The sequence below is a fragment of the Kocuria sp. CH-021 genome, assembly GCF_049716185.1.
GTDB classification, from domain to species: domain Bacteria; phylum Actinomycetota; class Actinomycetes; order Actinomycetales; family Micrococcaceae; genus Kocuria; species Kocuria cellulosilytica.
On sequence record NZ_JBNAFK010000017.1, the window covers coordinates 40433 to 53688 of the forward strand.

13 protein-coding genes are annotated in these 13256 nt (G+C 75.0%); 8 read left to right on the top strand and 5 right to left on the bottom strand.

From position 1 onward, the window contains the following. Window positions 1–274: 274 nt before the first annotated feature. From ACPYN7_RS13455 to ACPYN7_RS13480, 6 genes are all read left to right on the top strand, one after another. Window positions 275–1270 carry a siderophore ABC transporter substrate-binding protein gene (locus ACPYN7_RS13455; protein ID WP_424347973.1) on the top strand — a complete coding sequence of 332 codons (996 nt, stop codon included), beginning with the start codon at window positions 275–277 and terminating at the stop codon, window positions 1268–1270. An 88-nt stretch (window positions 1271–1358) separates the two neighbouring features. Continuing rightward, window positions 1359–2357 carry an ABC transporter permease gene (locus tag ACPYN7_RS13460; protein WP_424347974.1) on the top strand — a complete coding sequence of 333 codons (999 nt, stop codon included), beginning with the start codon at window positions 1359–1361 and terminating at the stop codon, window positions 2355–2357. After that, complete coding sequence (locus ACPYN7_RS13465; protein WP_424347975.1) at window positions 2350–3435, top strand: iron chelate uptake ABC transporter family permease subunit; 1086 nt, start codon at window positions 2350–2352, stop codon at window positions 3433–3435. The genes ACPYN7_RS13460 and ACPYN7_RS13465 overlap by 8 nt, the downstream gene beginning before the upstream one ends. Next, on the top strand, window positions 3432–4187 hold the full coding sequence (locus ACPYN7_RS13470) for an ABC transporter ATP-binding protein (RefSeq protein ID WP_058872566.1): 756 nt from the start codon (window positions 3432–3434) through the stop codon (window positions 4185–4187). Before ACPYN7_RS13465 ends, ACPYN7_RS13470 begins: the two co-directional genes overlap by 4 nt. Window positions 4188–4229: 42 nt before the next feature. Next, window positions 4230–5501 (top strand): THUMP-like domain-containing protein, encoded by a 1272-nt coding sequence (locus ACPYN7_RS13475; RefSeq protein WP_424347976.1) that lies wholly within the window; start codon window positions 4230–4232, stop codon window positions 5499–5501. 69 nt (window positions 5502–5570) lie between these two features. Continuing rightward, on the top strand, window positions 5571–6716 hold the full coding sequence (locus ACPYN7_RS13480; RefSeq protein WP_424347977.1) for a glutamate--cysteine ligase: 1146 nt from the start codon (window positions 5571–5573) through the stop codon (window positions 6714–6716). 31 nt (window positions 6717–6747) lie between these two features. On the opposite strand, the gene tsaD is transcribed toward ACPYN7_RS13480, so the two are convergent. The 5 genes from tsaD to alr form a co-directional block, all read right to left on the bottom strand. Then, the gene (tsaD, locus tag ACPYN7_RS13485; protein WP_424347978.1) at window positions 6748–7845 is read right to left on the bottom strand and encodes a tRNA (adenosine(37)-N6)-threonylcarbamoyltransferase complex transferase subunit TsaD; all 1098 of its coding nucleotides are present in this window, start codon (window positions 7843–7845) and stop codon (window positions 6748–6750) included. Beyond that, the gene (rimI, locus tag ACPYN7_RS13490) at window positions 7842–8339 is read right to left on the bottom strand and encodes a ribosomal protein S18-alanine N-acetyltransferase (RefSeq protein ID WP_058872562.1); all 498 of its coding nucleotides are present in this window, start codon (window positions 8337–8339) and stop codon (window positions 7842–7844) included. The genes tsaD and rimI overlap by 4 nt, the downstream gene beginning before the upstream one ends. 38 nt (window positions 8340–8377) lie before the next feature. Beyond that, window positions 8378–9055 carry a tRNA (adenosine(37)-N6)-threonylcarbamoyltransferase complex dimerization subunit type 1 TsaB gene (gene tsaB / locus ACPYN7_RS13495; RefSeq protein ID WP_424347979.1) on the bottom strand — a complete coding sequence of 226 codons (678 nt, stop codon included), beginning with the start codon at window positions 9053–9055 and terminating at the stop codon, window positions 8378–8380. A gap of 82 nt (window positions 9056–9137) precedes the next feature. Further along, window positions 9138–9740, bottom strand: coding sequence for a tRNA (adenosine(37)-N6)-threonylcarbamoyltransferase complex ATPase subunit type 1 TsaE (gene tsaE, locus ACPYN7_RS13500; RefSeq protein WP_424347980.1), 603 nt, complete (start codon window positions 9738–9740; stop codon window positions 9138–9140). Then, a complete protein-coding gene (gene alr / locus ACPYN7_RS13505; RefSeq protein ID WP_424347981.1) occupies window positions 9737–10993 on the bottom strand; it encodes an alanine racemase in 1257 nt (418 codons plus the stop codon). The genes tsaE and alr overlap by 4 nt, the downstream gene beginning before the upstream one ends. Window positions 10994–11119: 126 nt before the next feature. Between alr and ACPYN7_RS13510 the strand changes: the two genes are divergently transcribed. Then, the gene (locus ACPYN7_RS13510; protein ID WP_058872559.1) at window positions 11120–12412 is read left to right on the top strand and encodes a glycosyltransferase; all 1293 of its coding nucleotides are present in this window, start codon (window positions 11120–11122) and stop codon (window positions 12410–12412) included. Continuing rightward, window positions 12409–13197 carry a phosphatase gene (locus ACPYN7_RS13515; protein ID WP_058872558.1) on the top strand — a complete coding sequence of 263 codons (789 nt, stop codon included), beginning with the start codon at window positions 12409–12411 and terminating at the stop codon, window positions 13195–13197. Before ACPYN7_RS13510 ends, ACPYN7_RS13515 begins: the two co-directional genes overlap by 4 nt. The last annotated feature ends 59 nt before the right edge of the window (window positions 13198–13256 follow it).

Sequence of the window (13256 nt, forward strand, 5' to 3'; positions counted from 1 at the left end):
GGAGGGGGCTGGCAGTCGGTCAAGGCGAGTGCCAGCGCGCCGGTGCCCGCGGACCCCGATGGGAGGAATTAGGTCACACCGGTGTTCCCCAATGATTTGCCTCACGCCCGTCCGACGCTCTAGGTTGAGCGGTAAGGCAACCCTTACCTCGGCCGAGCAACGGTGCCCTCCCCGTCGTCCCCGCACACCGGTGTGCGGGTACGTCGCGCCCATCGGACCCCGCCGGCGCCCTCCCTCCCGGAGCGCGCCGGCGTCCTCTGCACGAAGGAAGACCATGAACCGCTCCAAGCACCCGGCCGCCCTCCTGGCCGTCGCCGGCGTCCTCGCCCTCACCGCCTGCGGCACGGCCCAGGGCGACGAGCCCGCCTCCGCCGGGACCTCCGCCGCCTCGACCGCCACGGTCGAGGTCGAGGACAACTTCGGCACGCAGACCGTCGACGTCCCGCCGCGGTCCGTCGTCGCCACCGACAACCGCACGTTCGAGACGCTCGCCGAGTGGGACGTCGAACTGGCCGCGGCCCCGCGCGCCCTCATGCCGGACACCATCGCCTACGCCGACGACGAGTCCGTCGTCGACCTCGGCAACCACCGCGAGCCGGACCTCGAGGCCGTCGTCGCCGCGGACCCCGACCTCATCGTCAACGGCCAGCGCTTCGCCGACTACCGCGAGGACTTCGCCGACCTCGTGCCGGAGGCCACCGTCGTGGAGCTGGACCCGCGGGAGGACCAGGCCTTCGACGCGGAGCTGAAGCGGCAGACCTCCGTCCTGGGCCGGATCTTCGACCGCGAGGACGAGGCCGAGCAGATCAACGGCGACTTCGACGCGGCGATGCAGCGCGTGGCCGACGGCTACCGGCCCGGCGACACGGTCATGGCCGTCACCGTCTCCGGCGGCGAGATCGGCTTCATCGCCCCGGACAAGGGACGCACCCTGGGCCCGCTGTTCGAGATCTTCGGCTTCGAGCCGGCGCTCGAGGTCGACGGCGCCAGCGACGACCACCAGGGCGACGACATCTCGGTCGAGGCGATCGCCGACTCGGACCCCGACTGGATCCTCGTGCTGGACCGGGACGCCGCGATCAGCGCCGACGACCCCGAGTTCACCCCGGCGCAGGAGGTCATCGAGGGCGCCGAGGCCCTGCAGAACGTCACCGCGGTGCAGGAGGGCAACGTCGTCTACATGCCCCGCGACACCTACACCAACGAGGGCATCCAGACCTACACGGAGTTCTTCAACACCCTGGCCGACGCCATGGGCGAGCAGAACTGACCTGTCGGACGGACGGCGGGAGCGGGGCCCTCCGCGACGGGCCCCGCTCCCCTGCCGCCGGACACGAGGCCGAAGGAAGGGCCGATCCATGACAACCATCTCGTCCGGACCCCGCACCGGGGGCAGGACCAGGAGCCCGGGGGCGCTGTTCGACCCCAAGCTCCTCCTCGGGGTGCTCGGGGTCCTGGCCCTGCTGGCCGTCTCCCTGTTCACCGGCGTCTACGACGTCTTCGGCGCCGCCGACGGCGACGCGATGTTCGCCATCACGCGGATCCCCCGCACCATCGCCCTGGTGCTCGCCGGCGCGGCCATGGCCATGTCCGGGCTGGTGATGCAGCTGCTCACGCAGAACCGCTTCGTGGAGCCCACCACGACGGGCACCACCGAGTGGGCGGGGCTGGGGCTGCTGCTCGTCATGCTCCTCGTGCCCGGCGCCACGATCCTCACCCGGATGCTCGGCGCCGTGACCGCGGCCTTCGTCGGGACCATGATCTTCTTCCTCTTCCTGCGCCGCGTCTCCCTGCGCTCCTCCCTCGTCGTCCCCATCGTCGGCATCATGCTGGGCGCGGTGGTCGGCTCCGTCTCGACGTTCCTGGCGCTGCAGACGGACATGCTGCAGAACCTGGGGGTCTGGTTCGCCGGCAGCTTCACCTCGGTCCTGCGCGGCCAGTACGAGGTGCTGTGGCTCGTCCTGCTGGTCGGGATCGCGGTGTTCCTCGTGGCGGACCGGCTCACCGTCGCCGGGCTCGGCGAGGACGTCGCCACCAACGTCGGCCTGGACTACCACCGGACCGTCCTGCTCGGGACGGGCCTGATCGCGGTGGCCACCGGGGTCGTCACCGTCGTCGTCGGCAACCTGCCGTTCCTGGGCCTGATCGTGCCCAACATCGTGTCGATGGTCCGCGGCGACGACCTGCGCAGCAACCTGCCCTGGGTGTGCCTGCTCGGCGTCGCCATCGTGACGGTGTGCGACCTGATCGGGAGGATCGTCATCATGCCGTTCGAGATCCCGGTGTCCGTGATCCTCGGGATCGTCGGCGCCGTGGTGTTCGTCCACCTGCTCCTCAGGCAGCGTCGACGTGTCTGAGGCCGTGCTCGGGACACCCGCGACGACACCCGCCGCGGCACCGGCCGCGACCCCGGCGGCGGGGGCCCGCCCCGCGCGGGGCGGCACCGGCGCGTTCCCCACGCCGCGGGCCCGGCGGCGGTACTGGACGGTCGTCGCCGTGCTGGCCCTCGCCTCGGCCGGCTTCGCCTTCGGCCTGCTGGCGTGGGACAACCCGATGCCGGTCGGCTCGGACGGGTTCTGGCGGATCGCGGACCGGCGGGTGACGGGCGTCGTCATCATGGCGGTCGTGGCCTTCTGCCAGGCCGTGGCCACGGTGAGCTTCCAGACGGCCACGAACAACCGCATCATCACCCCGTCGATCATGGGCTTCGAGTCCCTCTACGTGGCGATCCAGACGTCCACGGTCTACTTCCTGGGCGCCGCGGGGATCCTCGTCCTCCAGGGCGTGCCGCAGTTCCTCCTGCAGGTCGCGCTCATGGTGGCCCTCTCCCTCGCCCTCTACGGCTGGCTGCTCTCCGGCCGGTACGGGAACCTGCAGGTGATGCTGCTCGTGGGCATCGTCATCGGCGGGGGGCTGGGCTCCGTCTCCACCTTCATGCAGCGCCTGCTGTCCCCCAGCGAGTTCGACGTGCTCTCCGCCCGACTGTTCGGCTCCGTGACGAACGCGCACGCCGACTACCTCCCCGTGGCCGTCCCCCTGTGCGTGCTGGCCGGGGGTGCGCTGTGGCTGCGCTCCGCCCGCCTGAACGTGGTCGCCCTCGGGCGGGACGTGAGCGTGAACCTCGGCGTGCGGCACCGGGCCGAGATCATGCGCACGCTCTTCTTCGTCTCCGTGCTCATGGCCGTCTCCACCGCCCTGGTGGGCCCGATGACGTTCCTCGGCTTCCTGGTCGCGACGCTCGCGTACCAGTTCGCCGGCACGCACGACCACCGCTGTGTCTTCCCCGTCGCGGTGCTCACCGGCTTCCTCGTCCTCACGAGCGCCTACTTCGTGCTGAACCACGTCTTCTACGCCCAGGGCGTCGTCTCGATCATCATCGAGCTCGTCGGCGGCTCCGTCTTCCTGTACGTCATCCTCCGAAAGGGCCGGCTGTGATCACCCTCACCAACGTGCGCAAGGACTACGGCGGGGAGGTGACGATCGGGCCCGTCGACCTCGAGATCCCGTCGGGCGGGATGACCGCCCTGGTCGGCCCCAACGGGGCGGGCAAGTCCACGCTCCTGACGATGATCGGCCGGCTGCTGGGCCTCGACGACGGCAGCATCGACATCGCCGGCTACGACGTGGCCACGACGCGGTCCAAGGACCTGGCCCGGATCGTGTCCGTCCTGCGCCAGGAGAACCACTACGTCACCCGGCTCACGGTGCGGCAGCTGGTCGGCTTCGGCCGCTTCCCGCACAGCCGCGGCCGGCTGAACGCCGCGGACGAGGAGATCATCGGCCGGTACATCGACTTCCTCGGGCTGCGACCGCTGGAGCACCGCTACCTCGACCAGCTCTCGGGCGGGCAGCGCCAGCGCGCGTACGTGGCCATGGTGCTGGCCCAGGAGACCGACCACGTGCTCCTGGACGAGCCCCTCAACAACCTGGACATGCGCCACGCCGTGTCGATGATGCAGCACCTGCGGCGGGCGTGCGACGAGATGGGCCGGACCATCGTCATCGTGCTCCACGACATCAACTTCGCCAGCCACTACGCGGACCGGATCTGCGCCGTGAAGGACGGCCGGATCGCCGAGTTCGGCGTTCCGCACGAGATCATGGACGGCGCGGTCCTCACCCGGGTCTTCGAGACGCCGGTGCAGGTCATCGACGGCCCCCGGGGCCGTCTGGCCGCCTTCTACTGACCGGCGCCCGCCCCGGCGGGCGGACCCGGATAGGGTGGACCGATGCAGAACGAGGCGGCCGACATCGCACCCCTGCTCACGGCCGAGGGGCAGCGCCTGCTCGAGGCGGTCGGCCCCTACGACGCCGAGGACGCGCTGGGCACGGCGACCCGCCTGCGCGCCGAGGGGCACGAGGCGCAGCTCGTCGCCGCGGTGCTCACCCAGGCCAGGCTGCGCGCCCGGGCCCGGGAGAAGTTCGGCGGATTCGCCGACCGCATGCTCTTCACCCGGGCCGGTCTCGAGCAGGCCACCCGGCTGCGGGTGGCCGCCCTGCACGCGCGGCGCTTCGCCGGCGCGGGCGCCGAGCACGTGGCCGACCTCGGCTGCGGCATCGGCGCGGACGCGCTCGCGCTGGCCTCCCTCGACCGCAGGGTCACCGCCGTGGAGCTCGACGAGACCACGGCCGCGGTCGCCACCCTCAACCTCCTGCCGTTCCCCGAGGTCACGGTCCTGCACGCCGACGCCGAGTCGCTGGACCTCGCCGCCCTGCCCGCCGGGCCGCCGGACGGGGTGTGGCTGGACCCCGCGCGGCGCACGACGTCGTCGTCGGGCACCCGGCGGATCTTCGACCCCGAGGCGTTCTCCCCGCCCCTGTCCTTCGTGGCGGCGCTGGCCGGGCGCGGCCTGCCCGTCGGGGTGAAGCTGGGGCCGGGGATCCCGCACGAGGCCGTCCCCGCCGGGTGCGAGGCGCAGTGGGTCTCCGACCGGGGCGACGTGGTCGAGGCCGTGCTGTGGTTCAACGCGGTGGCCCGCCCCGGCGTGCGGCGGGCGGCGCTCGTGCTCTCCGAGCACGGGTCCGCGGAGATCGTCAGCCCGGAGGACCACGACCCCGCCCACGCCGACGCGGTGGTCGGGCCCATGGGCGCCTACCTCTACGAACCGGACGGCGCGGTGATCCGGGCGGGCCTCGTCACGGACCTCGCCCGGCAGCTGGGGGCGCGGCTGATCCACCCCCGGATCGCCTACCTCACCTCCGACGAGCTCGTGCGCACCCCGCTGGCCCGCGCGTACCGCGTGCGGGAGGTGCTGCCGCACACCGTCAAGGTGCTCAGGCGGTGGGTGCGGGAGCACGAGGTCGGCACGCTCGAGATCAAGAAGCGCGGCACGGACGTGACCCCGGAGGAGCTGCGCCGCCGGCTCGCGCCGAAGGGCCCCGGGCGGGCCACGCTCGTGGTCACCAGGACGGCCGCGGACCCCGCCCCGGGCGGCCCCGGACGGACCGGGGCGGGCCCAGCGGAGAAGCGCGTCGTGATCGTCGTGGAAACCGTAGACTGAGGGCTCCGCGGGCCGTCCGGCCCGCCCCCGACCGGGCGCCCGCCCTCAAGAGCACGGAGGACCTGCCGCGTGGAGATCTCGTTCGCCCGCTCCCAGCAGTCGACGCTCGGCGTCGAGTGGGAGATCGCCCTCGTGGACGGCAGCACGGGGGATCTCGTGCCCCGCGGCCGGGAGACGTTCGAGGCCGTCCTGGACGCCCACCCCGACTGGGGCACGGACGGCGACCACCCGCACCTCACCGGGGAGTTCCTGCTCAACACCATCGAGCTGGTGACCGGGGTGTGCCGGGACGTGGCCCACTCCACCGAGCAGCTGTCCACCATGATGGACGAGATCCGCCGGGTCACCGACCCGCAGGGCCTCGAGGTCTTCGCCGCGGGCACCCACCCCTTCGCGCGCTGGCAGGACCAGCAGGTCACCGACAAGCAGCGCTACCACAAGCTCGTGGACCGCGCCCAGTACTGGGGCCGGCAGATGGTCATCTACGGGGTGCACGTCCACGTGGGCCTCGACTCGCGGGCGAAGGCCCTCCCGGTGCTCGACGGGCTGCTGACCTACTACCCCCACCTGCTCGCGCTGTCCGCGAACTCGCCCTTCTGGGCCGGTGAGGACACCGGCTACGCGTCGCAGCGCTCCATGATCTTCCAGCAGCTCTCCACGGCGGGGCTGCCGTACCACTTCCCGTCCTGGACGGCGTACGAGCAGTGCATCACCGACATGATCGCCACCGGCATCATCGAGGAGATGAGCGAGGCCCGCTGGGACGTGCGCCCCGTGCCCCGGCTGGGCACCGACGAGGTCCGCTTCTGCGACGGGCTCTCGACCCTCTGGGAGGTCGGGGCGCTCACGGCGCTGACCCAGTGCCTCGCGGAGTCCCTCTCCCGGGACGTGGAGGCGGGACGCGCTCCGGTGCGGCTCAAGCCGTGGCACATCCAGGAGAACAAGTGGCGGGCGGCCCGCTACGGCCTGGACGCCGAGGTCATCACCGACCCCCGCAACATCGAGCGGGACCTGCGCGAGGACCTGAGCGCGCTGCTCGACCGGCTGGAGCCCGTGGCCGCGGAGCTCGGCTGCTCGCGGGAGCTCGCCGACGTGGAGCGGATCATGCAGGAGGGCGCCGGCTACCAGCGCCAGCGCGCGGTCGCCCGGGCCCACGACGGGGACCTGCACGCGGTCGCCCTCGACATCGTCCGCCGCACCCGCGAGAACGACTGACCGGGCGGGTGCGCCCGCCCGGCGCGCCCGCTCACACGGACACGGTGGTGACCGGCAGGGACGAGTCCGCGGCGAAGTCCAGTCCGGAGGGCGCCCGGCCCTCGGCCACGACCCGGGCGGCGAGCGCCGCGACCATGGCCCCGTTGTCGGTGCACAGCGGGAGCCGGGGGATCACCAGCTCGATCCCGTGCTCGGCGCAGCGCTCGGCCGTGAGCTCCCGCAGCCGGGAGTTCGCGGCCACTCCCCCGCCCAGCAGCAGCGTCCCGAGCCCCTGCTCGGTGCAGGCGAGCACGGCCTTGCGGGTGACGACGTCGGCCACCGACTCCTGGAAGGACGCCGCGACGTCGGCCACCGGCACCGTCTCGCCCCGGGCCTCGCAGCCCTCCACGACCCGGGCCACGGCGGTCTTGAGCCCGGAGAAGGAGAAGTCGTAGCGGTGCGGCCCGGGCCGCTCGGCGGAGCCCATGTACTTGCCCGCGGTGAGCCCGCGCGGCAGGCGGAAGGCGGTGGGGTCCCCGTCCCGGGCGGCGGCGTCGATGGCCGGGCCGCCGGGGTAGTCCAGGCCCAGGACCCGGGCCACCTTGTCGTAGGCCTCGCCGGCCGCGTCGTCGATCGTGGCCCCGAGCAGGCGCACGTCCCGGCCGAGGTCCTCGACGGCGAGGATCTCGGTGTGCCCGCCGGAGACCAGCAGCGCCCCGAGGTCGCGGGGCAGGCCGTCGTCGAAGGCGCCCTGGAAGCCCTCGACCCCGGCGTCCTCGAGCAGGCCCACGCTGACGTGCGCCACGAGGTGGTTGACGGCGTAGAGGGGCTTGCCCGTGGCCACGGCGAGGGCCTTGGCTGCGGCCACGCCCACCATGAGGGCCCCGGCCAGTCCGGGACCGGAGGTCACCGCGAGGGCGTCGAGGTCCTCGAGGCCCACGCCCGCCCGGTCCAGGGCCTCGCGGAGGGCGGGCACGATCGCGTCGAGGTGGGCGCGGGAGGCGATCTCGGGGATCACGCCGCCGAAGCGTGCGTGCTCGTCCATGGAGGAGGACACGACGTTGGCGAGCAGGGTGCGCCCCCGCACGATCCCCACGCCGGTCTCGTCGCACGAGGACTCGATGCCCAGCACGAGCGGTCCGTCGGTCATGGGGTCTCCTCCGTGGGGGTGTCCGGTTCCGTGGGGGCGTCCGGTGCGCCCGGGGTGCCGGGGGCGCTCGGCGCGGCGAGGTCGAGCCGCATGATCAGCGCGTCGGCGCCGTCCCGGTAGTAGCGGGGGCGGACGTGGATCTGCTCGTAGCCGAAGCGGCGGTAGAGCCGCTGGGCGCGCGGGTTGTCGGCGCGGACCTCGAGCAGCACCTCGGTGGCGCCGAGCTCCCGGGCCTGCGCGTGCAGGGTGCGCAGCAGGGCGGAGCCGATCCCGCGGCCCTCGTGCTCGGGGACCACGGCGATGGTCTGCACGTCGCCCACGGGGCGGATGCACATCAGTCCTGCGTAGCCGACGATCTCGCCGTCCTGCTCCGCCACCCAGTACCAGCACACGGGCTGGGCCAGCTCCGCGGAGAACATCTCCAGCGGCCAGGCGTCCACGGGGAAGAGCCGCCGCTCGAGCGCGTGCACCGCCGCGAGGTCCGCGGGCACCATCCGGCGCAGCGTCCAGGGGGCGCGCCCGGGCGCGGCGCTCACGCGCCCGCCCGCTTCCGGGGGCCGGGCACCTTCGCGTCGGACTCGCGCAGGTACAGCGGGGTCGTGTCCGGGGACGGCGCCTCCCCGCGGGCTGCGCAGCGCGCGGCGGCGAGGCCCAGGGACGACGCCGTGGGCTGCGCCGCGGCGAACTCCGGCACGGGACGGGCCAGGCGGTCCGCGTAGATCCCCGCGCCGCGGCCGTAGGCGGGCAGCGCCGGCAGCTGCTCGGCGGCGGCCACGCCGGGGCCCCCGGCCGGCCGCGGTCCGTCCTCGGCCAGGGTGTAGCGCGCCCAGTAGACCTCCTTGCGCCGGGCGTCGGTGAGCACGAGGAACTCCTCGTGCCCGGCCGTCCGGGCGTGCGCGGCCGCGTCCTGGGCGAGGGCCTCGAGGCTCATGAGCCCGTGCAGCGGGACGTCCCACGCGAAGGCGAGGGCCCGCGCCGTCGCGATCCCCGCGCGCAGGCCGGTGAACGGCCCGGGACCGGTGCCCACGAGGATCCCGTCGAGGTCGCCGCCCGGAACGCCGTGGCCGGCCAGCAGGTCCCGGACCGCGGGGGCCAGGACCTCGGCGTGGGAGCGGGTGTCCGGGCTCGCGAAGGAGCCGAGCACCTCGCCCGCGCCGGTCACGAGGGCGGCGGAGGCGACGGCGGAGGAGTCCAGGCACAGGAGGAGCACCCGACCAGTGTAGTGCCCGCCCCGTCCTGCCCCGCCCGGCCCGCCCGGTCCGCCGCCGGGCCGGCCGGGCCGGCCGGGGCGATCAGTCGAGCCGCGGCGGCCCGCCCGCCCAGCGCGGGCCGATCCCGGTGAGCGTGATGCGGCGGGGCTCATCGTCGGGGTCCTCGTCCGGGTCGCTCGGATCCTCGTCCGAGTCCTCGTCCGTGCGGCCCGGGTCCTCCGGGCCCGCACCCGTCCCGGACGGGGCGCCGGGGCCGAGCGGGTCGGCGCCCACGGCGCGCTCCAGCACGATCTCGAGGCGGGACTCCGCCAGGTGCTCCACCTTCCCGGCGCCCCACTCGACCACGGTGACGGCCGTGTCCACGGTGTCCTCCAGGTCGATGTCGTCGACCTCCGCCGCGGAGCCCAGCCGGTAGGCGTCGACGTGCACCAGGTCCGGGCCGCCGGGCCGGGGCCCGTCCGGGACGCTGGGGTGGCGGCGCACCAGCACGAACGTGGGCGAGATGATCCCCTCGCGCACCCCCAGGCCCCGTCCCAGGCCCTGGGTGAACGTGGTCTTGCCCGCACCGAGCTCGCCGGTGAGGACCAGCAGGTCCCCGGCGCGCAGCTGCCCGCCCAGCCGCTCGGCCAGGGCCTGGGTCCGCCCGGGCCCGTCCACCGTCACGGTCCGCGTCCACTCGCTCATGCCTGTTCTCCCTCCGGGCCCGCGCCGCCCCGGTCCTCCGCGGCGTGCAGGTGCACCCGCGGCACGCGGGGCGAGACGCGGGTGACGATCTCGTAGTTGATGGTGCCGGCGGCGTCCGCCCACGCGCTCGCCGAGGGGTTCTCCCCCGCCCCGAACAGCACGGCCTCCGCCCCGAGCAGCCCGTGCTCGGGGGCGGACAGGCCCGGCGCGCCGAGGTCCACGACGATCTGGTCCATCGCGACCCGGCCGACCTCCGGGTAGGTGCGGCCCTGGATCCGCACCGGCCCGCCGGTGCCGGAGCGCGGGACGCCGTCGGCGTAGCCCAGCGGGACGAGCGCCAGGGTGGTGGGCCGGTCGGTGACGTAGCTCAGCCCGTAGGACACGCCCTGTCCCGCCGGGACCTCCTTGACCGCGCTGACCGTGCTGCGCAGGGTCATGGCGGGCACGAGGCCGAGCTGCTCCGGGGTGCGGTCGGCGAACGGGGAGAGCCCGTAGAGGCAGACCCCCACCCGGACCATGTCCAGGAGCATGTCCCCGGGGCGTTCGAGCCCGGCGGCGCCGAACAGGCCGGGCGAGTTCGCCGCGTGCCGCAGGGCGGGCCGGAGCCCGGCGGCACGGGCCGTGGCCACGGCCGCGCGGAAGCGCTCGAGCTGCTCCCGGGTCTCGGGCCGGGCGGGCTCGTCGGCGACGGCCAGGTGGGTGAAGACGCCCACGACCTGCACGAGGCCCTCGGCCTCGGCCTGCGCGGCGGCCCGCACGAGCGCGGGCCAGAGGGCCTCCGGCGCGCCGTTGCGGCCCAGGCCGGTGTCGATCTTGAGGTGGATGCGGGCGGTGCCGCCGCGCGCGCGGGCGGCCTCCGCGATCGGGGCGAGCTCCCACCCGCTCACGCCCAGCTCGACGTCGGCGGCGAGCGCCGCCGCGAAGTCCGTGTCCACGGTGTGCAGCCACGCGAGCACGGGAGCGCCGATCCCCGCGGCCCGCAGCGCGAGGGCCTCGCCGACGTGGGCGACGCCCAGGGCGTCCGCGCCGGCCTCGAGCGCCGCGCGGGCCACGGGGACCGCGCCGTGGCCGTAGGCGTCCGCCTTGACCACGGCCATCAGCCGGGCGGGGGCGGCGAGGGCCCGCAGCCGGCGCACGTTGGCGCGGACCGCGGCGAGGTCGACCACGGCGCTGCGCTCGGGGCGGGGCGGGGGGCGGAGGACGCCGCCGGACGGGTCGGCCGGGACGGGTTCAGCACGGTTCACGGGTCCCATTCTCGCACCGGCACCGTCGCGCCCGGCGCAGGGGCGGACCGGTGCAGGGGCGGGCCCGGTGCAGGGGCGGACCCGGTCCGGGGCCGGGCCGCCGGGGTCCCGGCGGCCGGACGCTAGAGTTGAGCCGTGTCCGCCGCGCCCCGCCACGTCCTGCTGATCAGCCTGCACACCTGTCCCCTCGAGCAACCGGGGTCGGGGGATGCGGGCGGGATGAACGTCTACGTCCGCCACCTCGCCGATGCCCTCGTGGACGCCGGCCACACCGTGGACATGGCCACCCTCGACCGCGGCGCCGGCGCCCCCGCCGCCGCGGGCGTGCGCACCACCCCCATCCGCCGCGGGCTGCGGCTGCTCACCGTGGCCCTGCCCGGGGCCGCCGGGGCGAGCAAGGAGGACCTGCCGGGGTTCACCTCCGCCTTCGCGGACGTGCTCCGCGCGGAGGCCGACCGGCCCGACGTGGTGCACGCCCACTACTGGCTCTCCGGCGCCGCGGGCCGGGAGCTCGCCGACGGCTGGGGGGTCCCGCTCGTGCTGACCCTGCACACCACGGCGCTCGGGAAGAACCTGCGCACCCGGACCGGGGAGGGCCTCGAGCCCGCCTCCCGGGCCGAGGCCGAGGCCGGGCTGATCGCCCGGGCCGAGGCCACGGTGGTGAACACCCGGACCGAGGCGCTGCAGATGATCGAGCTCTACGACGCCGACCCGGCACGCCTGACCGTGATCACCCCGGGCGTCGACCTCTCGGCCTTCACCCCGGACGCCGCTCCCGGGGAGCCCCGCCGCACCGGCGGGGCGCCCCCCGGTGCGCCCGGACGCCCGCTGCGGATCCTGTTCGCCGGCCGCCTGCAGGCGCTCAAGGGCCCGCACGTGCTCGTCGACGCGCTCGCACGGATCCGGCAGACCGCCCCGGACGTGGCCGTGGAGCTGGAGGTCGTGGGGGTCGGCACCCGGGGCTTCACGGCCGCGCTGCGGGAGCGCGTGCGGGAGCTGGGCCTGGCGGACGCCGTGCGCTTCGGGCCCGCCCTGCCCGCCCCGCAGCTCGCGGCCCGGATGCGCCGGGCCGACGTCGTGGCCGTCCCGTCCTCGTCCGAGACGTTCGGGCTCGTGGCGCTGGAGGCCCAGGCGTGCGGCACGCCGGTGCTCGCCACGGACGTCGACGGTCTGCGCACCGCGGTGCTCGACGGGCTCACCGGCCGGCTCGTGCCCGACCGAGACCCCGGTTCGTGGGCCCGCGCCGTGCTGGCGCTCGCCGCCGACCCCGCCGCGCTGGAGCGCATGGGTGCGGCGGCCGCCCGGCGCGCCCAGGGCCACTCCTGGGAGCGCACCGCCCGGTCCACGGCGGAGGTCTACGCCCGCACGCGGGCCCGGGCGGGGGTACGCCACGGTAGGGGCCGGCGGCTGAATACACTCGAACGGTGACGACTCCCCCCCTCTCCCCCGCAGACCTCGCCCGCCACCTCGATCACCACCGCATCACCGGAGCGGTGGCCACGCCCCGTGAGGCGAACCTGCGCAACATCCAGGGCTTCCTCGACGGCGACCAGCACCAGCACATGGGGGTGCTGCGCACCCGGGAGTGGACCTTCGAGGACGTGTTCGCGCTCATGCGGGACCGGGTCGGCATCTCCCCCGACCGGGCGCACCGCGAGGGCCAGGACACGATCTCCGCGGAGCTCTGCGTCGCCGCGCTGGAGCGCTACGCGGCGGTCCTGGGCGAGGTGGTCGCCGGCGGGGGCCGCGTGCTCTTCGCCACCGGGCACCCGGCCGGCCTGTTCCCGGTCTACGCGCAGCTGGCCCGGGTGGTCCGCCGCGCGGGCGCGCACGTGGTGCACGTCCCGGACGGCTTCCCCTTCGAGGACGGCGACGTCCGGCAGATCGAGAGCGTGGTGATGGTGGAGCAGTACGGCGGGCTGCGGCACACCCACTTCCCCGGTCCCATGTCCCTGACCCTCGAGAAGCTGCGCCGCGACGGGCAGAACCCGCCCGACCTCGTGGTCGCCGACCACGGCCTCGCCGGGGCGGCCGGCTCGCGGGGGCTGCGGACCGTCGCGGTCGCGGACTGCAACGACCCCGGAGTGTTCGTGGCGGAGGCGCAGGGCCAGGTCGAGGTCGCCGTGCCGCTCGACGACAACCTCCCGCCGCGCGTCTACGAGCCCGTCACCGCGTTCGTGCTCCACCGCGCCGGCCTGGCGGACTACGTCTGAGGGCCCCGGACGGCGCCGGCCCCCGCACCGGGGACGGTGCGGGGGCCGGCGACGGGCGG